General features: G+C 46.6%; 16 protein-coding genes. 11 read left to right on the top strand and 5 right to left on the bottom strand.

All coding sequences use genetic code 11. The features are described from left to right. The first annotated feature begins 6 nt into the window (after positions 1–6). The 7 genes from ACZ5DR_RS17520 (at position 7) to ACZ5DR_RS17490 (ending at position 9,772) form a co-directional block, all read left to right on the top strand. Positions 7–2,730, top strand: a complete 2,724-nt coding sequence (locus tag ACZ5DR_RS17520; protein WP_377365241.1) for a methyl-accepting chemotaxis protein — start codon at positions 7–9, stop codon at positions 2,728–2,730. A gap of 5 nt (positions 2,731–2,735) precedes the next feature. After that, complete coding sequence (locus ACZ5DR_RS17515; protein ID WP_377365243.1) at positions 2,736–3,533, top strand: CheR family methyltransferase; 798 nt, start codon at positions 2,736–2,738, stop codon at positions 3,531–3,533. A gap of 9 nt (positions 3,534–3,542) precedes the next feature. After that, positions 3,543–4,157 carry a chemoreceptor glutamine deamidase CheD gene (cheD, locus tag ACZ5DR_RS17510; protein ID WP_377365245.1) on the top strand — a complete coding sequence of 205 codons (615 nt, stop codon included), beginning with the start codon at positions 3,543–3,545 and terminating at the stop codon, positions 4,155–4,157. Between the two features lie 12 nt (positions 4,158–4,169). Beyond that, entirely contained in the window at positions 4,170–5,207 is a 1,038-nt protein-coding gene (locus tag ACZ5DR_RS17505; protein WP_377365247.1) for a protein-glutamate methylesterase/protein-glutamine glutaminase, read from the top strand. 65 nt (positions 5,208–5,272) lie between these two features. Then, positions 5,273–6,412 carry a cell division protein ZapE gene (zapE, locus tag ACZ5DR_RS17500; protein ID WP_377365249.1) on the top strand — a complete coding sequence of 380 codons (1,140 nt, stop codon included), beginning with the start codon at positions 5,273–5,275 and terminating at the stop codon, positions 6,410–6,412. A 96-nt stretch (positions 6,413–6,508) separates the two neighbouring features. Continuing rightward, positions 6,509–7,999 (top strand): CoA-acylating methylmalonate-semialdehyde dehydrogenase, encoded by a 1,491-nt coding sequence (locus ACZ5DR_RS17495; protein ID WP_377365251.1) that lies wholly within the window; start codon positions 6,509–6,511, stop codon positions 7,997–7,999. A gap of 390 nt (positions 8,000–8,389) precedes the next feature. After that, the gene (locus ACZ5DR_RS17490) at positions 8,390–9,772 is read left to right on the top strand and encodes a sensor domain-containing diguanylate cyclase (protein ID WP_464543836.1); all 1,383 of its coding nucleotides are present in this window, start codon (positions 8,390–8,392) and stop codon (positions 9,770–9,772) included. Between the two features lie 98 nt (positions 9,773–9,870). Here ACZ5DR_RS17490 and ACZ5DR_RS17485 read toward each other — a convergent pair whose 3' ends face one another. Beyond that, entirely contained in the window at positions 9,871–12,174 is a 2,304-nt protein-coding gene (locus tag ACZ5DR_RS17485) for an FdhF/YdeP family oxidoreductase (protein WP_377365255.1), read from the bottom strand. A gap of 12 nt (positions 12,175–12,186) precedes the next feature. Then, on the bottom strand, positions 12,187–12,975 hold the full coding sequence (locus ACZ5DR_RS17480; protein WP_377365257.1) for a formate dehydrogenase accessory sulfurtransferase FdhD: 789 nt from the start codon (positions 12,973–12,975) through the stop codon (positions 12,187–12,189). Between the two features lie 532 nt (positions 12,976–13,507). On the opposite strand from ACZ5DR_RS17480, the gene ACZ5DR_RS17475 reads away from it, so the two are divergent. Further along, complete coding sequence (locus tag ACZ5DR_RS17475; RefSeq protein ID WP_464543835.1) at positions 13,508–14,833, top strand: peptidoglycan DD-metalloendopeptidase family protein; 1,326 nt, start codon at positions 13,508–13,510, stop codon at positions 14,831–14,833. Between the two features lie 56 nt (positions 14,834–14,889). Here ACZ5DR_RS17475 and rsgA read toward each other — a convergent pair whose 3' ends face one another. Beyond that, the gene (gene rsgA, locus ACZ5DR_RS17470; protein WP_377365261.1) at positions 14,890–15,873 is read right to left on the bottom strand and encodes a ribosome small subunit-dependent GTPase A; all 984 of its coding nucleotides are present in this window, start codon (positions 15,871–15,873) and stop codon (positions 14,890–14,892) included. Positions 15,874–16,228: 355 nt separating this feature from the next. Between rsgA and ACZ5DR_RS17465 the strand changes: the two genes are divergently transcribed. Beyond that, the gene (locus ACZ5DR_RS17465; protein ID WP_377365263.1) at positions 16,229–17,899 is read left to right on the top strand and encodes a diacylglycerol kinase family protein; all 1,671 of its coding nucleotides are present in this window, start codon (positions 16,229–16,231) and stop codon (positions 17,897–17,899) included. Positions 17,900–17,920: 21 nt separating this feature from the next. Here the strand turns inward: ACZ5DR_RS17465 and ACZ5DR_RS17460 are convergent, their stop codons facing one another. Both ACZ5DR_RS17460 and hisA read right to left on the bottom strand, forming a co-directional pair. Further along, on the bottom strand, positions 17,921–18,697 hold the full coding sequence (locus tag ACZ5DR_RS17460; RefSeq protein WP_377365266.1) for a hypothetical protein: 777 nt from the start codon (positions 18,695–18,697) through the stop codon (positions 17,921–17,923). 124 nt (positions 18,698–18,821) lie between these two features. Further along, complete coding sequence (gene hisA, locus ACZ5DR_RS17455; RefSeq protein WP_377365268.1) at positions 18,822–19,589, bottom strand: phosphoribosylformimino-5-aminoimidazole carboxamide ribotide isomerase; 768 nt, start codon at positions 19,587–19,589, stop codon at positions 18,822–18,824. 129 nt (positions 19,590–19,718) lie between these two features. On the opposite strand from hisA, the gene arfB reads away from it, so the two are divergent. Both arfB and ACZ5DR_RS17445 read left to right on the top strand, forming a co-directional pair. Next, complete coding sequence (gene arfB, locus ACZ5DR_RS17450; RefSeq protein WP_377365270.1) at positions 19,719–20,132, top strand: alternative ribosome rescue aminoacyl-tRNA hydrolase ArfB; 414 nt, start codon at positions 19,719–19,721, stop codon at positions 20,130–20,132. 208 nt (positions 20,133–20,340) lie between these two features. Further along, on the top strand, positions 20,341–21,918 hold the full coding sequence (locus ACZ5DR_RS17445) for a cytochrome ubiquinol oxidase subunit I (protein ID WP_377365272.1): 1,578 nt from the start codon (positions 20,341–20,343) through the stop codon (positions 21,916–21,918). Position 21,919: the final 1 nt, after the last annotated feature.

Raw genomic sequence — 21,919 nt, 5'->3', positions numbered from 1 at the left:
GCGACAATGCTTAAAAATTTAAATCTACCTGTTAAGTTTTTGATCTTAGGGGTGTTGGTCATTATTTCCGTCGGTTTGCCGAGCAAACTACTGTACGACGTAGAGAAAGGCCTAGTTGATGTATCCTATCAAGAGTTGATGGGGGTGAAGCCTTTAAATGATGTGACTTTACTTGTGCAGTCTTTGCAAGCTCATCGATCCTTGTCGTCTTCTTACCTTGATGCATCAGGCTCTGGTGCAGACTTAGCCGTCGCGACCGCCTCGGTACAACAATCTTTCCAAGCATTACAGCCAGCTTTAATGTCCATGTATCCGGATTCCGGAATGCATGAGCACTTTGAAAACAGTAAAAACGCTTTTGGTAAGCTTTTGGCTCGTGTGCAAGGATTTGGCTTAACACCTTCAAGATCCTATCAGCTCCATACCGCCATCATTGATGAGCTTATGTCAGAAGTGATGCCGCACATTATGGAAGGGTCAGGGTTAAGTTATGATCCTGCTGCTGAAACTTACCATTTGATCATTGCCAACTATGAAGGGGTGCCGTTTGTCATAGAGGGCGTGCAGAACTTAAAAGGCATCGTCAATGGTTATGCTGATAGCTCTCTAATAGAACTGACTGGCCCTCTACGTGATGTGCATCACAATTTAGAAGCAGCGTTTGAAGCCAGTGGGGATGAGCGTGTTCAAACACAACTGAATACACTCGAAAGTCTGCAAGCCACCCTTAAAAATTTGATTACGCCAATTGTGACAGGCTCCATCAGCCAAGGTGATGTAGCATCGATTAATGCTCAATTAAACCAAGTGTCACAAGAATTGCTCGCACTGATGCAAGGCAATGGTGTTTTGCTACAAGAGCTACTTGAGACCCGAGTTTCTGTGGCTGAACAGCAGTTGAAAACCCATATCGGTATTGTGGTTGCGGTGGTTTTGTTAGCTATTTTGCTAAGCATTTTAGTCATTAAGGTGATTAACGGTGCTTTGAGATCTCAATTAGCTGCCATCAAGAGTATCTCCGAGGGTAAACTGGAATTGAGTTTAGATACTCACCGTCGAGATGAATTCGGTCTTGTTAACAAAGGGCTTGCGGACATGGCCAAGCGCCTACATACCGCGAAAGAACAGGCTGATGCTCAGCAGGCTGATATTGCCAGCACCTTACTGGAGTCCACACGAATCCAAGAAGCTCTAAAAGCAACTTCTACAAACGTGATGATTGCTGATGCAGACCGCAATATTTTGTTTATGAACAAATCTGTGGTTACCATGCTGCGCAGAGTAGAGAATGAGCTTCGTCAAGCTCTGCCGCACTTTGCTGTTGATAAAGTCATCGGCAGTAACATGGATATTTTCCACAAGAACCCCTCTCACCAGAAGCATTTGTTAGAGGCTTTAAAGCGCCCTTATCAAAGCAATATTGTGGTGGGCAACTTGCACTTCCGCTTAACCGCTAATCCAATTTTTGATGGCAATGGTGAGCGTATCGGCTCCGTCGTAGAGTGGTTGGACCGTACCGCCGAAGTCCAAGCTGAAAAAGAAATCGGACATTTGGTGAACGAAGCGGCAGCCGGTAATTTTACCCTTCGTGTCAAAGAAGACGACAAAAAAGACTTCATGCTGTTTATGGCTCAGTCTTTAAATCAGCTGATGACCACGGCAGATGAAGGTCTTGCGGATGTGTCGCGAGTCTTGATGGCCCTAGCGGATGGTAACCTAAGCGAGCGGATTACCAACGAATACCAAGGTCAGTTTGATAGCCTAAAACGTTACTGTAACGATACCAGTGAAAATCTTGCCACCATGATCGGCCAGATTCGCAGTGCAGCAGAAACCATCAACATTGCTGCGGCAGAGATTGCCCAAGGTAACGCTGATCTATCTAGCCGAACAGAAACTCAAGCGTCTAGCCTGCAAGAAACTGCCTCAAGCATGGAGCAAATGACCAGCACAGTGCGTTTGAATGCTGACAATGCAGACGAGGCGAACAAACTGGCGTCTCAAGCGTCAGGTGTCGCAACAGAAGGGGGGGAGTTAATTTCCCAAGTTGTTACGACCATGGCGTCTATTAATGATTCATCCAGAAAGATTTCTGACATCATTGGTGTGATTGATGGCATTGCCTTCCAGACCAACATCCTTGCTCTGAATGCTGCGGTAGAAGCGGCTCGAGCTGGTGAGCAAGGTCGTGGCTTCGCGGTGGTTGCGTCAGAAGTACGAACCTTGGCACAACGCTCAGCCAATGCGGCGAAAGACATCAAGGATCTGATTTCTGACTCTGTGAGTAAGATTGAAGATGGGAATGCCTTGGTGAATCAGTCAGGGGAAACCATGGGACAGATTGTTGAGGCGATTAAACGCGTTAACATGATCATGTCTGAAATTGCTGCAGCTTCCTCACAACAGGCCTCTGGCATTGATGAGATTAATCATGCAGTGACGCAGATGGATGAGATGACTCAACAGAATGCGGCCTTGGTGGAAGAGGCCGCAGCCTCTGCAGAAAGCATGCGTACCCAAGCGTCTGCCCTAGAAAACCAAGTGTCAAAATTCATTTTGGATGCGAACCATTCCACGAGTATTCCGACCTTAGAGCATATTGCCAAAGCGTCGCCTAAGCCCGTTCATACGCAAGTGAAGCCGAAAGCTTCCGTCGCAAAACCGGCTAAGCCTTCAGAACCGAAGGGCGCCTCATCCCAAGGGGATGATGGCGAGTGGGAGGAGTTCTAAACTGAATGGATAGAGAGTTTCCCTATACTCAAGCTGATTTTAATAAGGTTCGAGCCTTTTTATTACAGCTTACTGGCATCAAACTGGCCGACAGCAAGGACTCTCTAGTCTACAGTCGTTTGGTGCCACGTTTGCGCAAATTGAAGCTGAATTCCATAGGGCAATACATTGATTACTTAGGTAAACATCCCGACGAAGAAGAGCACTTTATAAATTGTCTCACGACAAATTTAACGTCCTTCTTCAGGGAGCCTCACCACTTTGAAATCTTGTCTGATTTTATTGCCAGTGGGGAGCGGGTGGAACGTGTCTGGTGCGCCGCCTCCAGTACGGGTGAAGAACCTTACTCGATTGCTATGACCTTGGTGTCTGCTGCGGGCAGCTTTGAAGACGCAGCCCACGTCATTGCATCAGATATTGACAGCAATGTATTGCGCCATGCCAGTGATGGGATTTACCCCCTCGATAAAATCGATACCTTAGAGCAGAAAAAAATCTTTTTTATGCGTGGTAAGGGGAGCAATATAGGTAAAGCTAGAGTGCGGCCAGAACTCAGAAAGCTACTTGAGTTTCAGCGTATTAATTTATTTGATGAAGAGTACCCAGTTAAAGCGGGGTTGGACGTTATCTTCTGTCGCAACGTGATGATTTATTTTGATAAGAGTAATCAAGAGAAGATCTTACTAAAGTTGCTTAGCAAGTTACGCCCAGGTGGCCTTTATATTGCGGGGCATTCGGAAAACTTTTCTCAATTCCCGCACCTCATTAAACCGATTGGTCGGACGGCCTATATTAAGTTGTAAGGTATAAGCATGGCAATTAGCGCAGAGGCGCAAGAGCATTTTGCTACCCACAAGTTTTTTGATAGCCGATTCAAATCCGCCGCAGTAAAAGTATTGCCGGGAGAGTATTACGCAACCAAGGATGACCTAATGATCACCACTTTATTGGGCTCCTGTATTGCAGTGTGCTTATACGATCCCAAACATAAAGTAGGCGGTATGAATCATTTCTTGTTACCTGAAGGAGGGGACGGAGGAGATCTGTTGTCTACCTCAGGTCGCTATGGTGTGTATGCCATGGAGCTTTTGATTAACCATATTGTTAAGCTGGGTGGCGCTCGAAAACACCTTCGTGCAAAGGTATTTGGTGGTGGAAACGTCATAAAGTCCATGACCCACAGTAAAGTGGGGGACCAAAACGTGACCTTTATAATGGGGTTCCTTAAAAATGAAGGAATCCCGATTGATGCAGAAGATGTGCTAGATATTTATCCTCGTAAAGTGAACTTTTTTCCCTTCAGTGGGCGAGTGATGATGAAAAAACTGACTAGCCATTATGACCATGAGCTGATCGATAAAGAGATCAAGCTGCGTAAAGTGGTCACCCAACACAAGACTGAATCAGGTGATGTTGACCTGTTCTAGTAGGTGGATTGTATGTCGAATTCTAAAATAAAAGTCCTGATCGTAGATGACTCTGAACTCATTCGTACTATTTTGACTGAGGTGATTAGCTCTGATCCAAGCCTGCAAGTGGTGGGAGCCGCTTGTGATGCATTTGAAGCCCGCGCGATGGTGAACGAGCTTAAACCGGACGTTATTACACTGGATGTGGAAATGCCAAAGGTTGATGGCCTGCGCTTTCTTGAAGTCTTGATGAAAGCGCGTCCCACCCCGGTCATTATGATCTCCACTTTAACCCAGGTGAATGCAGATACCACTTTGCGCGCCTTGGAATTGGGAGCGGTAGATTATGTTGCCAAGCCCTCAATTAATGAAAGTCGTCTCTTCAAGCAATACGCCCAGACCATTATTCGTAAGGTTAAGCAGGCTGCTGCTTGCCGAGTGATCCCTGCGGTTCCTGATGCCGCAAAACCCATTCGATCAGCTCCCATTAAAGCGAATCGAGTCCTTGCCATTGGTGCCTCTACGGGGGGAACGGAAGCGATTCGTAGCGTCATGCAGCAAATCCCACCGGAAAACTTTGCCGTTGTGATTGTACAGCACATGCCAGCGGGATTTACTACCACCTATGCAGAGCGCTTAAACCGCACCACAGGGTTCCATGTCATTGAGGCCAAAGGTGGTGAGGTGGTAAAGCCGGGAACAGCTTATTTGGCCCCTGGTGATTACCATCTTAAGGTTATCCGTAAAGGGAACCAGCTGGTGACGCAGGTATTTAAAGACGAAAAAGTCTCCGGCCACCGCCCATCGGTAGATGTTTTATTTGACTCTGTTGCCGAGGAAGTGGGTAAACATGCTCTGGCGACACTCCTCACAGGTATGGGTAAAGACGGAGCTACGGGGCTGAAAAATATCCATGACAAAGGGGCAATCACGGTGGCCCAAGATGAGGAAACTTGTGTGGTGTTCGGTATGCCGAAAGAAGCCATCAGCCTAGGGGCCGTGACTAAGGTTGCCCCACTCAATAAAGTCGGTGAAGCACTGATTGCTTCATTACTGCCTCAACGGTAAGTTTAATCACTCGCCCTGCGTTTTTCTATGAACGGGGGCTGTTCTCTTGATGGATCAGTCAATTCATGCAACACCATTCACCAAGCGACCAATACCAGTCTTTGGTCGCCCAGCAAACTATTGTGTTTGATACGACACAACAGCCTGCATTACAAGCACTAGATACACTCTGGCAAACCCTGCAAACTCCCAAGCGCAAACGCCGTAATGATTTGGCCCGAGGGATTTACCTATGGGGTAATGTGGGAAGGGGTAAAACCCTATTGATGGATTTGTTCTATGAAGCCTTGCCAGAGGGCATTGCCATACGTCAGCATTTTCACCATTTTATGGCAGCCTTACACAGGGAGCTCAATACGACTTTTGGTGTGGCAGATCCAGTAAAAAAGATTGCTCAACGCATGGCCGCCCAAACCCGTGTCCTGTGTTTTGATGAGTTTTTTGTGTCGGACATAGCGGATGCTATGTTGCTCCAGAACATGACCCAAGCCCTGTTCGAAGAAGGGGTGTATTTGGTTGCTACGTCAAATATTGCGATTCAGGACCTGTTTCAAAGCCAGTTGCAAAAAGACCGTTTTGCTCCCGCCATTGCTTTATTAGATCGGCATCTTCAAGCCTATAATCTGAATGGAGAGGTGGATTATCGGTACCGTTTACCCCTTGACCAACCAAGATATTTTACCGCTTATTCCGATCTTACTAAGTATGTTGAACAAGCCTTTCGACTAGTAGAGCGGCCTTCAAAAGTGACCCTAAATGGACGCCCATTGCCTGTAAAAGTTGAAGCTGATCAGGTGCTTTGGTGTCACTTCTCTGATCTATGCGAAAGCCCCAAGTCCACCCAAGATTTTATAACCTTGGCTCAAGACTATAAGGTGATTATCGTCAGTGATATACCGGAGTTAAGTAATCAACCTTATGAGCGCATCAAGGCAAGGGGAACGGAAGATGGGGCAATCGGTTCCGGTGCAACCGGTGACCGCATCGTCGAGCTGGGTGTCAACGATGACGCAGTCCGACGTTTTATCGCATTGGTTGACGAATGTTACGACCAAGGCGTCGCCATGGTATTTCACGCTGCAGTGCCTTTAGAGCATCTCTACACGAACGGATCTTTAACGTTTGAGTTTCGTCGTACCCAAAGTCGAATCACCGAGATGCAAACGACCCATTACTTGGAACAAGTGGACACCATTATAAGTTAAGCGTTTGTTTAACTAAGTGTAAAACATTCCGGATTTTTTAAAGTATTCTAGATTGCGATAGTGGTGTGATATCACTATCGCAAACTAGGAGTAATCATGGACATCGTTGGTCACCTAATTAACGGCAAAATAGATGCTAGCGCTTCTCGCCTTCAAGACGTATATAACCCAGCGACTGGGACTGTCAGTAAACAGGTAGCCATTGCTTCAAAGGCAACCGTGGAGGAGGCGATCGCTTGCGCCCAAGCCGCTTACCCTGAATGGCGTAATACTCCTGCCATTAAACGCGCACGTATCCTATTTAAATACAAAGAATTACTCGAACGTCATGCGGACAAGATTACCGCCATGATAGGTGCGGAGCATGGCAAGATATGCCATGACGCGGCAGGTGAACTGCAGCGAGGTATAGAAAACGTTGAATACGCTTGTGGCGCACCGGAGCTTTTAAAAGGGGAGTTCAGTAAAAATGCGGGACCAGCCATCGATTCATGGAGTGAGTTCCAACCTTTAGGCGTTGTGGCTGGCATTACACCTTTTAACTTTCCCGCTATGGTGCCTTTGTGGATGTTCCCAATGGCCATTGCCTGTGGTAACACCTTTGTATTAAAACCCTCAGAGCGCGATCCAAGTACCGCATTGTTCATCGCTGAATTGCTACAAGAAGCCGGATTACCGAATGGCGTCATGAACGTAGTCAATGGTGACAAAGAAGCCGTTGATACTTTACTGACGGACAAACGTGTTAAAGCGGTGAGCTTTGTTGGTTCCACTCCCATCGCGGAGTACATTTACACCACTGCGAGTGCCAATGGTAAGCGCTGTCAGGCTCTAGGTGGGGCGAAAAACCATGCTATCGTAATGCCGGATGCAGACATGGAAAACACGGTTAATCAATTGTTGGGGGCTGCCTTTGGGTCCTCTGGTGAGCGTTGTATGGCACTGTCTGTGGCAGTCACTGTCGGTAAAGAAGCTGGCGACAAGTTGATCGCGCAAATGCGTGAGGCCATGGACACTCTAAAAGTGGGTGAGTGTTCGGATGCGTCCAATGACTTTGGTCCTGTGATCACAAAAGAACATAAAGAAAAAGTGGTTGGCTTTATCAACAGTGCCGAAGCACAAGGTGCAACGGTTGTGGTGGATGGTCGTAATCCACAGGTCGCAGGTTATGAAAATGGCTTCTTTGTTGGCGCTACCTTAATCGATAATGTGACCAAGGATATGGACAGTTACCAGCAGGAGATCTTTGGACCGGTGCTACAGGTTATTCGTGCTGAGACCATGGAAGAGGCGATGCAGCTCATTAATGATCATGAATATGGTAACGGTACTTGTATCTTTACTCGCGATGGGGAAGCAGCGCGTTATTTTTCTGATCATATTGAAGTGGGCATGGTAGGCATCAACGTGCCACTTCCTGTGCCTGTTGCGTACCATAGCTTTGGCGGGTGGAAACGCTCCTTGTTTGGAGATCTTCATGCCTATGGTCCGGATGCGGTGCGCTTTTACACTAAGCGTAAAACCATCACTCAGCGCTGGCCCTCTGCTGGTGTGCGCGAAGGTAAGAGTTTCGCATTCCCTTCTTAAGGGAGGTTAGACAGACAAAAAAGCCGCTTAATGCGGCTTTTTTTATATCTAAGTTAGTTTAGATGTCTCTAAATTAATCTCTCAATTTTGCCTAATAGGCTTTTGAATCCTATATAATAAGGTGCAAGATAAATATTTTTTTGAGCTCTAATAGAATATATGGGCTGTAAATCCGAAGCTGTATGGAAGTAAAGGTAAATGGGGATTTATCGTAGGGTATTGCGAGCCGATTTGCGTCGACTTGTTTTGATTCTCACTTTTAGTAGTGTGTTAATTACGCTCGGAAACAGTTACTTTGCTATTTATCATGTGCAAAGAGATTTGCTCATCGAAAATACCTTAGCATCAAATCAAAGATACGCGGAAAAAGTAGCAGAGTCCGCGAATCGAATGTTGCAGTCTGCTGAGCAGTTGGTGGCTTACAGTGCGACAGACCTGGCTAAAAAGATTGATGACCCCGGGGCTCTTGAATCAGAAGTTCAGCGTTTAATCGGCCAAAGTGACATATTCAATTCCGCTGTCATTGTAAATAAAGAGGCGCAGATTATTGCTGTGGCGCCGGAATCCTTACACCTAAGTGGTTATGTATTGCCAGAGTCGGCTCGACAAGCTTTCAATGCACAGCGTGCGATGATTTCCGACCCATTTCATTCCGTAACCGGTAATACCTTGGTAAGTGTGTCTCACCCTATCCTTGGGGCTCAGGGAGAATATCTAGGATACGTTTCTGGCACCATCTATCTAAATAAAATTGGTGCTCTGTCTCACCTGTTGCGCAATCAATTATTCAGTGATGAATCCTACTTATACGTAGTAGATCGAAATGGTGAGTTACTGTTCCACGTAGACCCAAATCGTATTGGCCAAAATGTTGGGCAGATGTATTTAGTACAGCAATCCTTAACTGGAGTATCCGGCAGTGCCCGAGGCATCAACTCTTTGGGCATAGACATGCTGGCGGGGTTTGCCCCTATCTCTAGTTCTGATTGGGGGTTAGTGGTACAGCGACCGACTAACCTTGTTTTAGCCGATTTAAATGACAATCTTGCACCAGTATTTTGGCGCTCGTTACCCATCGTTTTCGTGACCTTATTATTGGTTTGGTTAGTAGCCCATTGGATTACCTTGCCTCTACGGAAATTGGCTAAAAACGTTGGGCAGTTGGACCACCAAGACGCTTACGATGCCATTGTGAATACCAAGGCTTGGTACTTCGAAGCATCCCAATTGAAAATGTCTATGCTGCACGGATTAGGGTCCTTTAATGAGCGTATTCATAAGCTGGATGATGCGAGTCACAAAGATCCTTTGACCCTATTGCTTAACCGTCGTGGCATGCAGCGTGTATTAGATCAATTTGAAGCCAGTGATACGCCTTTTTCGGTGTTAGCGCTGGATATAGATCATTTCAAAAGCGTAAATGACCGTTTTGGCCATGATGTAGGTGATCAAGTCATTCAAACCTTGGGTGAGGTGATGATGAAAGCTGCGGGTGAACATGATGTCACCTGCCGCGTAGGTGGGGAGGAATTCTTAATGTTTTTACCTCACACTTCTCTTGATCGGGCCACCTTGGTAGCGGAATCATTGTGTGAGCAAATAGCCTATGCAGACATGCCTAAGGTGAAGCGTATTACGGTTTCCATTGGTGTCAGTCATAACCCACAGCCAGTGTATCAGGCTGGTATTGATATTACCCTAAAGCGAGCTGATTCTGCTCTTTATCGGGCAAAAGATGCAGGGCGTAATCGGGTAATGGTGGTTGAGTCGTAATAGTCTAGTTTGACCTCCTTGGGTATTAGATAAAAAAAGACCCGCTTTTGGCGGGTCTTTCTGTTTATCGAGTCCATCTGTTTTTCTAGATATTCCGTTTAGCGAATTCGATCGGTATCCGATTTGCTGGCGGTCAGCTCTACCGCAATACTTTTTGACGTGGGTGTATTACTGAATTCACCATGGCTGTCTAGAGGAACTAATGGGTTTGTTTCTGGATAGTAGGCGGCGATGTTGCCCGCTGGGATATCGTAAGGCACCAGCTTGAAGTTACGGACGACGCGTTCTTGGTCATCGTCCCATAATGTGGCCATGTCTACAGATTGACCTTCACTAAAGCCTAAACGCTTAATGTCCGCCGGATTCATAAACACCACATCTCGCTCGTTTTTAATGCCACGATAGCGATCATTTAGACCGTAAATTGTGGTGTTGTACTGATCATGGGAGCGTAATGTCTGCAGGATCAGAGAGGTCTCCGTAAGTTTGTTACGGGCCTGAGCCGGTAGGATGTTTTCAGGTAAATCATGGGCATGAATTAATGCCTTCTTACTTGGTGTACTCCACGCACGATCACGAGCGCTGTTACCTAAGTAAAAGCCTCCCGGTGTTTTGATCTTGTTGTTGAAGTTATCGAAATTTGGAATGGTATCGGCAATCAGCTCGCGAATACGGCCATAATCTTCTACCAATGACATCCAATCCACTGGGTGCTTGCCAAGAGTGGCTTCAGCCATCCCGGCGACGATCCAGGGTTCTGATTTTTGTTGTTCAGACAAGGGCTCCATCACTCCGCCTGAAGCATGCACCATGCTGAAGGAGTCTTCTACGGTGACTTGTTGTTCACCGTTTACCTGTCGGTCAATGTCGGTACGCCCAAGGCAAGGCAGGATTAAGGCGTCTTTGCCGGTGATCAAGTGGGAGCGATTCAGCTTGGTGCTGATTTGTACCGTCAGGTCACATTGCTCTAGGGCTTTTTGCGTGGCGGCTGTATCCGGTGTGGCCGCGGCAAAGTTGCCTCCTAATCCAATAAATACTTTAATCTTGCCCTCACCCATAGCACGGATGGTGTCCACGACGGCTAGGCCTGATTGGCGCGGCATAGGCATCTTAAAACGTGTTTCTAAAGCATTTAAAAAGGCTTCCGATGGATGCTCATTAATGCCCATGGTGCGATCACCTTGCACATTACTGTGACCTCGCACTGGGCAGGCGCCAGCACCGGGTTTGCCAATGTTGCCCCGCAGTGACAAGAAGTTCACGATTTCATGGATGGTGGCAACAGAATGATGATGCTGAGTGATGCCCATGGCCCAGGTGCAAATGACACTGTTGGCATTGATGTACACATTAGCGGCGTGTTCAATTTCATCACGTTTTAACCCAGACTGGTCGATGATTTGCTCCCAAGAGGTGGCACGTACCTTCTCAAGATAATCATCAAAACCTTGTGTATGTTGCTCAACAAATGGCCAGTCGATGAGGGCTTCTCCCGCATCTTGGCGTTCAACCAAATGCTTGGCCATGCCTCGAATCGCCGCCATATCTCCACCAATTTTTGGGGTGAAATAGCCCGTATTCACTGGCTTGGAGCTGTTGGTCATCATCTCAACAGGCTTTTGGGGATTTTGGAATCGTTCTAAGCCCCGTTCTTTTAAGGTGTTGAAGGTCAAAACTTGAGCGCCACGGTCCACTACTTCACGCAAGGTATCCAGCATTCGTGGGTGATTGGTGCCGGGATTTTGACCAAACACAAACACTGCATCCGCTTCTTCAAAATCCTCAATGGTCACCGTGCCTTTACCAATACCAATACTACTGATCAGAGCATAGCCGCTGGCCTCATGGCACATGTTTGAACAGTCTGGGAAATTATTGGTGCCATAGGCCCGTACAAACAACTGATACAAATAGGCCACTTCGTTGCTAGCGCGGCCAGAAGTATAAAATGCCGCGTCATCCGGTGACGGAAGGGCTTTTAGATGTTTGGCGATTAAGGCAAAGGCATCGTCCCAGGAGATGGTTTCGTAGTGGTCTGTCTCCGAGTTGTAGCGCATGGGTTCTGTTAAACGACCTTGGTACTCAAGGAAGTAATCACTTTGAGTGTTTAACCATGACACATCGTATTGAGCAAAGAAGTCCGCATCCACTTTACGCCCCGTGGCTTCCCAGTTCACCGCTTTAGCACCGTTTTCACAAAAGCGGATTTTAGAGGGGTCATGCTTTTCGCCCCAGGCACACCCTGGACAATCAAAACCATTGGGTTGGTTCGTTTTTAGTAGGGTATGGACATTGCGTACGGCGTTGTCGCTTTTTAGCAGGTGTTCTGTGGTGCTTTTCAAGGCCCCCCAACCACCTGCTGGGCCAGAGTAAGGGGTAAAGTACGAGTCTTTTTTACTCATGATTCAGTTCCTTTAATTGTAATGACGCGGGGCGGCATGTCGTGGTAAGTGCACAAGGTGTAGCCCATAGGCTCGAGCTTGTGACACCGCCAGCGTACTTGGCGAAGCAAGGTGACCGAGACTGGCGATCTCAGCCCTAACTCCTTTTTGAATAAGTTCTGTACTGCACCGACTAGACATCAAGATATGACAGCCTTTAAGTGGATGTTTGTCGATTAGCGCTTTGCCGATGAGTTTGTCTAGAGCGTTATGGCGCCCGATGTCTTCTGCAAATAATCTTGGAGTACCATCGGACTCCATGAGTAATGCGCCGTGAATAGCACCACTGATTTGGCCAATATGTTGGTAGTGGTCAAATTGTGTTTTTGCTTTTAACCAAAGGTCATCCGATAGCTGTGGTGATGTGGGTAGCTGGGGGAGTCGCGGAAAGCTTTGTTCTATGGCTTCAATACCGCATAGTCCGCAACCCGATGTACCTTTACGTTGACGCATCACTTGGCTGGCTCGTTGTTGCGCACGGCCAGTTAATTGAATGTTTACTTGGATATGACTAGGAATGGGCCCTGTCGTTAAGTCAGCCTGAGAAATGTTCATATCAAGCACTTCTTTCGAAGAAGTGATCAGTCCTTCGGCGAAACAAAATCCCATTACAAAAGCTTCAACATCTATTGGTGTGATGAGAATGACAGCATAGTTAAGGTCATTGATACTGATGGCAATCGGGTATTCCTCGACCAATGCCGCAGTGTCTTCAATCTGCTGACTGGTGAAATGATAGCTGTGTGTGCCCGTACTGCTCATAGTGTTGTAGCCCGTTTACTTTGCAAGCGTTGATGTCTAGCGATTGTTATTTTTGTCTTGCAGGGAATGTAGCCCATTTGCAACAACCGCGCATGTGTAAAAAAGACATCAAATTGACTTTGTGCACATGAGTATACGAGGTTACGCAGGTGAAGTTGGCATAGAAATAGGGAAAGAAGTAACAAAGCGCATGTGTTGCCGAGGGTTGCTCTTCCTGTAGGGCTTCTGAATAGGGGAAACTTTATGATTAAAGTTACTGTAAAACCGTGAATTTGCGCTAGTTTGTGCTGATTGATGATCAACAGACTGTTATTTTTTTTGAGACTCAGGCAAGATGAGACGGCTTAATCAGCTTGTCGAATGCTTATGGTGGCCCCTCCGTCTGTGCCAGATCGACAATGCAATCGTATATTTTACAACGTGGCAGCGGAGAGCTGCCCAGGAAAGAAGTTTACTCTCTATGGCTCACCCTAAAAGGAAACCGCGTTGGCTCCCAAGCGGACCACGCCTTTGGCTCCTTCTGATTGTCTGTGTGTTTGTGTTTTTCTTGCTGGTATTTGATGACTCGGTAGAGGACGATCAGCGCGCGGAAAATTTTAGCGCTTTACCTAATCAACGCATCACCCTTGCTCCCATCACGACACAAATAGCGGATGTACCTAGGCCTCCGTCCCTAGACCAGCTCGCTCCATTGATCCCGGAGGGTATTGGAGAGGGGGGCAATGTCGCTTCCTCTGATTCTATTGAAACGACGCCAGTAGATGGGGTCACTCAATCGGTTCCAAAGCCCAAAATTGTGGAACACACGATTGAGTCCGGTAACACCCTTGAGGGGATATTCCAGCGTTATGGGTTTCCCATATCGACGCTTTATAGCATTTTAGAAGCGGATCAAGAATACCTGGTATTGGAACCCTTGCAAGTCGGTGACAAGCTTCGTTTTGAAACAAATCCTGAGGGGGAATTGGTGCGTTTATCCCGCAGTATTGACCCGAGTAAGACCATTGCGTATGAGCAACATGAAAACGGCGGCTTTGTTTATAAAGAAGATCTGAAACCCATTACTTGGAGTCAATATGCCAAACATGGGTCAGTAGAAGGTAGCTTTTATTTATCAGCTAAGCGTGCTGGTTTATCCGATGCCAATGTCATGATCATCAGTGACTTACTGAAAAACCGCTTTGATTTCCGCCGAGATCTGCGTGCTGGGGATGAGTTCGATGTGGTATTAAAGCAAGGTGACGTGGAAGGAGAGCCCGTAGGCTCCGAGCAAGTGGAAGCAGTGCGTATTAAAGTGCGAGGTCAGTTTTATCAAGCTTTCTTAAATGCCGATGGCCGTTTCTATGATGAGAAGGGCAATAGCTTGACCCCAGCGCTTCGACGTTGGCCGACTTCGGTCACTTACCGTATCAGCTCTGGCTTTAATCCGAACCGATTACACCCGGTGACGGGGCGTTTGTCACCCCATAATGGCACAGACTTAGCGACACCTTCAGGAACCAAAGTATTGGCCACGGGGGATGGTATCGTAACTCGAACAGCTAACCATCGTTATGCGGGACGTTATATTGATATCGATAACATTGGTAAATACAGCACCCGCTTTTTACATTTAGACAAAATCTTAGTGAAGCCTGGGCAACGGGTGAAGCGGGGTCAAGTGATTGCGTTATCCGGTGCCACAGGCCGTGTGACTGGCCCACACTTGCATTATGAGCTACATGTGAACGGTCGCCCTGTAAATCCTATGACGGCGAAGATACCGACCATGCAGTCCATCCCGAAAGCGGAACGGGGGGCATTTGATAAATCCATTGCCACATGGACACAGTTGATGGATGCTCGGGAGACACTGTAACGATCAATAGACATAAAAAAACTGCCAATAGGCAGTTTTTTTATTTATGGGACTGCTTATTCTGACATGCTGTGTTTTCGAGCTCTCACATCAGAATGGGCGCTGCGATGGAACTTGTCTTGGGGCTTTGACTTCTTTGACACATCTAAGTCTTGATAATGACCATAGGTGCGGCGGAAAGCATCTACCCGTTGCTCTTCGAGCTTACCATCCTGTACGGCTTGTTTGATGGCACAACCAGGCTCATTGGTATGGGTGCAGTCGTTAAAGCGGCAATGGCTTGCAAATTCTAGTACGTCTGCGAACTCACTGGTTAAGTTCTGATGGGCGGCACTGGCTTGCAACTCACGCAACGCTGGAGAGTCTAGCAGTACTGCTCCATTTGGTAATGCAAACAAGGCATCCTGCTGCACACTAAAGTGAGTCGAGGCTTGATTTAAGTCGATGAGGTTGCGCACTAGACGTGACTTACCTGATCCAGGTGCCCCCAAAATGGCAATGGTTTTGCCTTTCTTAAAAAAGGTTGTCAGGGATTGAAGAGGTGTTTCAGACTTGGCGTTGACCGTTTCAATGATTAACAGAGGATCTAGCTGCTGTACCTGAGCTTGCTTTTCTTCTGTGTCTTCACATAGGTCTGCTTTTGTTAGTACCACAATGGCATCGGCTTCCGCATCGTGGACTAATTCTAAGTAGCGTTTGATTAAATCCAGATTAAAGCTATCGTCTAAAGCACAGACAATAAGAACCGTGTCCACGTTTGCAGCGATCAATTGATCGTCTTCATTAAATAACGCGCTACGATCTAGCTTACGAACAAATTCGAAATCTTGGTCGATCACAACCCAATCACCAATGGTCATATTAGGTTGATTAGGCGCACTCTTAAGAGCAGTGATACCTTGTTCAGAGATAAGATCATAACCGGAAGAGCTAACATGACATACACGCGCAATAAGGTTGGCGTCTAGGTCATCCAATGACAACTGTTGTTGGAAATAGGTTTGCCAACCTAAATCAAACAAAGAGATAGATGCATCCATTAAAACAACTCCAGGTGAAAACCACCGACGAACAAAAAACTGAGAACCGCTAGAATGCAGTAGCAGTTATCCCGAAATGTTTGCTCTTTTTTAAGCAGACAATTTCGAGATTAGCACAGAGCGCAATGACCACAAACGGATTTTTAAAGACTTTTGTTTAGGTTATGTAGCCCAGTTTAAAAGCAAAATTTCGCGACCTTTAAAGTTTATAGAATATGTCAAAAACAATATATTTTTAGGAGAAGCTTTGAATCCTAAGGAAAGTAGGCTTTCTTATAACACTAAGCATCGGTATGGTTATCTTATAATCAGGAAAACAGCATCGCCAATGGCGAAAAGTAGGGAGTAGTGTCGCATGTTGTTACAGCCAAATTTGTACTTGCTGATCGCAATGGTGTTTATGTTTTTTACCATTGTTACCGCGGATAATTATTTTCGCTGGGCTTGGTTATGGACTTCATTTTCATTTTTCTGTGTAAGCTTAGCCTACTTGTTAAATAAACCGGCCATTTTCCGTAAAAGAGAAGACGGTACGATTCCCTATTTTATTCGTTGGGCTTTCTGGCCATTTCTTTGGGCCACTCAATTATTTAATGCCATTGCCCGTAGCAATGATGAGGCACCCGCTATACAAGAAATAGAGCCTGGGTTATTTTTGGCGCGTCGCTTGTTTCCTTCCGATCTACATACCATAAAACATCATAATATCGGGGCAGTCTTAGATGTCACAGCAGAATTTAACTCCCTAAATTGGACCTTGCTCGGGGAGGATATTGATTATCTAAACTTGCCTGTTTTAGATCACTCAACCCCTTCTGATGTGCAGGTTCAGCGCGCTTTAAATTGGATTCATACCCATCGTAAAGATGGTCGTAGTGTCATTGTGCACTGTGCTTTAGGGCGGGGGCGATCAGTGTTTATGATGGCAGCCTATTTACTGAGCCAACATCCTGAGAAAACACCTGCGTGGGTGATTAAGCATATTAAGCAGGTTCGTAAGAGTGCTCACCTTAACAAAAAGCAGTTTCATCGCTTGAGCGAGATGCATCACGCCAAGCAATTAATTGTGCGTAATAGTGCTTGGCTGATTGCCAATCCCGTCGCCGGAACCCGCCAATGGGAGCAAAGCAAGGCACGGATTCTTGAGTTATTGTCCCCTTATTATGATTTGACCATACGCACTACAACCAAAGACTACAATGGCAGCTACTGGGCTAAACGTGCTTTGACGAAGAAACCAGACTTAATCATTGGCTGCGGCGGAGATGGTACCATCGCAGAGGTGGCTCAAGAGTTGGTGAACACACAAATGAAGCTGGGTATTATTCCCCTCGGGACAGCCAACGCTTTGAGCTACGCCCTGTGTGGTATCGGCGTAAAGTTAGATCCTATTGATACGGCCTGCATGGCCCTAATTGAAGGGGTGGAAAGTCGGATCGATACCGCCCGTTGTAACGATGAAGTGATGTTGTTGCTCAGTGGGGTTGGCTTTGAACAGCAGATGATCGAGAAGGCCGATAGGAGTAAGAAAAACGACAGTGGTCAGTTGGCTTATCTACAGGGGTTGTCTGAAGCCGTCAGTGACAATGTGACTAAGACTTACCAGGTCACCATAGATGATGAAGAGACATTTGAATTAGCGACACCTAGTTTGACCATTGCTAACGCGGCGCCAGTGACAACCTTATTAGCCCAAGGGCGTGGGGCACCTGATCTTACCGATGGCTTGCTAGACTTAACTTGGTTAGTACCAGACCGGCCGCAAATCTTAAATTTAATGGAGTTAATCGGGCATGGTTTGCGTAACCGTTTAGATCCCCATGACTATGAAGGCGTGAACCATATGACGGCCTACCGAGTAAAAATCGAGTCTGAAGAGGACATTGATTATGTGTTAGACGGGGAGGAGCGTACTGCAGACGTTTTGACGGTGGAGGTAGTGCCTAAATCCCTTACGGTGCTAGTGCCCGCAAAATTGGAAGCCCAGCGTGATAAGTTTAAGGAGAAAGGAGAACCAACTCCTTAAACTATCGACTAGTACTTGGGGTTAGCTACCTTGAATGCGAGTAGCCAAAGAGCCCTCGATGGATCCTTTTAAATCCGCTGTAGACGCCTCAAAGGACATCTCGTGTTTTGCGTTATTGGGGCCAAAAGTTCCCACTAAGGTTCCGTTGATAACAATCTGGTAGGCCTCAGTAAAGGTTAACCGCATGGGTTCTGTTGTGCTGTTTTCCATCAGCATATTCTCGTTTAAACGAACGACCCGAGATTCACCTCGTACCCAATTGCCAATTAAAGGTTGGGCGCTGAAATCTTTTTCGCTCTCAACCTTAAGATCCGATAAATACACTTGAATCACATCGCCAAATTGAGGGCGCTGACGGCGTTGCTCAACACGAGAATCCAGAGCTTTTAATTCTGCTACAAGGGTTTGATTGTAGGCTTTTACTTCCTCAATTTTCCCCATCAGAGCTTCACGATCATAACGATCTGAAATCATGATGCTTGGTTTTTCTGGCACGGCTCCAGAGCGAGTTTTGAGCTCGGCAATGTTTTGATTTGCCACGGTGCGAATGCTGTCAAATTCTTTTATTAATTCCTGATGAGACGGAACAAGAGCCTCTTGCGACGTGTCTTCATCGGCTTTTTGCTCTTGAGCAGGCGCAGTCACTTGCGCTTTGTTGTCTTGATCAGTGATGTTTGTTGTGTCGTTTTTTACTGCTTGCTCAACCGGTGTAGAAGGTGTCGTCGTCTGTTTAACTGGCAAGGAGCAGGCTGCCAAAAGTAGCGGCAGCATTAAAAATCCGGCGCGAGAAAGTCTCATAGTCGAATTGTTTCCTAATGTAAAATAAAGTATCTGCCAAGTATGCGGCAACAGGGTAGGGATGTCGAGGGCGCAAAATCATATATGGTGGGAGTTGAGCTAGACTCCCACCAATGTTTTTTGGCTAAATTTTGCCTTGGTTCCAAAGAATGCAATCATCAAGAGTCACACCTTGACCACCAAAAATGTCTAAGGCTGAGCCAATGGTGAGATCAACCTTGCCATTTGATAGTTCATGGACACGCTTTAAATCAGCCAATGAGCGGGCTCCGCCAGCATAGGTGACGTCTACTGGACAGCCTTGACCCAACAGGGTTACGAGACGTTCATCAATGCCTGCTTGTAGGCCTTCAACGTCCGCCGCATGGATCAAAAACTCATCGCAATGATCCGCCAGCTCCACTAAATTGTCTAAGTTGACTTCCGTTGATGTAATGGTTTGCCAGCGATCTGTGGCGATAAACCAGCTTTCACCAACACGGCGGCAACTTAAATCCAACACCAAACGTTCAGTACCTGTTTCTCGTTTAATCTTATCGAGGCGATCCCAAGAGAATTCACCGTCTTCAAACAGATAAGAGGTCACGATAACATGGGAGGCTCCTGCTTCGAGGAATTCTGCTGCGTTCTTTTTGGTAACGCCGCCGCCGTACTGTAACCCATTGGGGTAAGCGCGCAGTGCACTGAGTGCCTCCAGCTTGTTTTCCTTATCTTTCCCAAGTGCAATAACATGGCCGCCCTTTAATTCATGATCACGGTATAAGCTGGCGTAGTAGGCCGCATCGTAGTCACTGATAAAGTTCTCTTGGGCTCCGTTGTCATTCAAACTACCTCCGACAATCTGTTTAACTTTGCCTTGGTGTAGGTCGATGCATGGGCGAAATAGGGTCACTGATGGCTCCATTTGTTTGTCATAAGGAAGCGGATTGTAGCGGAGTTGAGAAAAGAAGCGAAGGGTTGACCCTTGAGAATGATCAAGCTGGTATAATGTTCGCTATTCCCAAAACCGAATGGACAATTAATGAGTGTAGTTCTATCTAATCAAGTGAGTATACCCGATGACGAAATAGAGCTGACTGCTATTAGAGCTCAAGGAGCGGGTGGTCAAAACGTCAATAAGGTATCCAGTGCCATTCATCTCAGGTTTGATATTTCTCAGTCGTCTTTGCCTGAGGCCTATAAAGAGAAGCTTCTGAGCCTGAGTGATAGCCGTTTAACAAAAGACGGTCAGCTGATTATCAAGGCACAGCAGTTTCGTACCCAAGAGGCGAATCGAGAAGACGCATTGCAGCGCCTGAAAGATATAATCCTGACGGCCATGACGCCGCAAAAAGTGCGCCGTGCTACCAAACCCACCAAAAACTCCCAACGTCGTAGACTGGATCAAAAAAAACAGCGCGGACAAATCAAAAGCCAAAGGCAAGCTAAGTGGTAACCCACCACAAATATTAGTTTGTTTGCACTATTAGCGATATTTATTGATCTATCGCAATACCCTCCTGACTCAGCTCATTAATAATGGGCACCAATGCTAGACATAGACTTTGTGAATGCTTAGCAAATCGTGGCGACCTAACAAATAAGAGCACGAACCAGTGCCTCAAAATGCCGCCGTCATCTCACGTTAGACATGGGTTTCAATCATGATCAATGAAGCAGTTGTAGAGCTCTCGCGATTACAGTTTGCGCTAACGGCCATGTACCACTTTTTGTTCGTACCACTGACCTTAGGCCTTTCTTTCTTGCTCGCTATTATGGAGTCTGTTTACGTCATCACAGGTAAACAGGTTTATAAGGATATGGTGCGCTTTTGGGGCAAGTTGTTTGGTATCAACTTCGCACTAGGTGTTACCACAGGTCTGACTATGGAGTTCCAATTCGGGACTAACTGGTCTTACTACTCTCACTACGTAGGCGATATTTTCGGTGCGCCTTTGGCGATCGAAGGTCTGATGGCGTTCTTCTTAGAATCAACCCTAGTGGGTTTGTTCTTCTTTGGCTGGGACCGCTTGAGCAAAGTGAAACACCTAATGGTGACCTGGTTGGTGGCCTTGGGTTCTAACCTTTCTGCCCTGTGGATTTTGATTGCCAACGGCTGGATGCAAAACCCAGTAGGCTCTGAGTTTAATTACCAAACCATGCGTATGGAGTTGGTAGACTTTGGTGCGCTACTGCTAAACCCAGTTGCTCAGGTGAAATTTGTTCACACTGTCTCTGCAGGCTATGTAACCGGTGCGGTCTTTGTGCTGGTGGTATCCAGCTACTACTTGCTTAAAAATCGTGACCTTGCGTTTGCTCGTCGTTCTTTCGCCATCGCTTCTGCGTTCGGTTTAGCGTCTGTGTTGAGCGTTATCATCCTAGGGGATGAATCAGGCTACGAGCTAGGGGAAGTGCAGCGCGTGAAACTCGCGGCAGTTGAGGCAGAGTGGGAAACTCACGAGGCACCAGCCCCCTTTACCATCATTGGTTTCCCTAATCAGGAACTGGAAGAAACCGAGTTTGCATTGCAAATCCCTGGTTTGATGGGCTTGATTGCAACACGTTCTTTGGACGAAGAAGTGGTCGGTCTAAAAGACCTTAAAGAATACCACCGACAACGCATCATCAATGGTATCTATGCGAATCAGCTACTAGCGGATTTGCGAGCCGGAAATGATGATCCTCAATTGATCGAAAACTTTGAAAAAGTAAAAGACGATTTGGGCTATGGACTGCTGGTAACAGCCTTTACCGAAGATCTAGATAATGTCACTCCAGAGCAATTGGATATGGCGGTAGAGTACTCCATTCCTAAGGTGGCGCCTTTGTTCTGGTCATTCCGCATCATGGTGGCAGCAGGCTTCTTGATGTTGGTTGTGTTTGCAGCGGCTTTCTACCAAAACGCTCGTCGACGTATCGGTCAAAACCGCTTGTTCCTAAAAGCCATTATGCTCACCTTGCCATTACCATGGATTGCCTGTGAAACAGGTTGGTTTGTGGCCGAATATGGCCGTCAGCCTTGGGCGATTGGTGAAGTGCTTCCAGTACATGTGGCGGTTTCTAACCTCACTACAGGTCAAATCTGGCTGTCTATGGGCTTGATGACTGCTTTGTACACTGTGTTCTTAATTGCAGAAATGTATCTGATGATTCGTTTTGCAAAACAAGGTCCTTCTAGCCTGCATACCGGCCGTTATGCCTTAGAAAAAGAAACAGATCAGTTGAAAGGTCAGGAGGTTTAAG

The sequence above is a fragment of the Marinomonas vaga genome (assembly GCF_055388305.1).
This window is presented reverse-complemented; position numbering and strand designations above follow the sequence as displayed.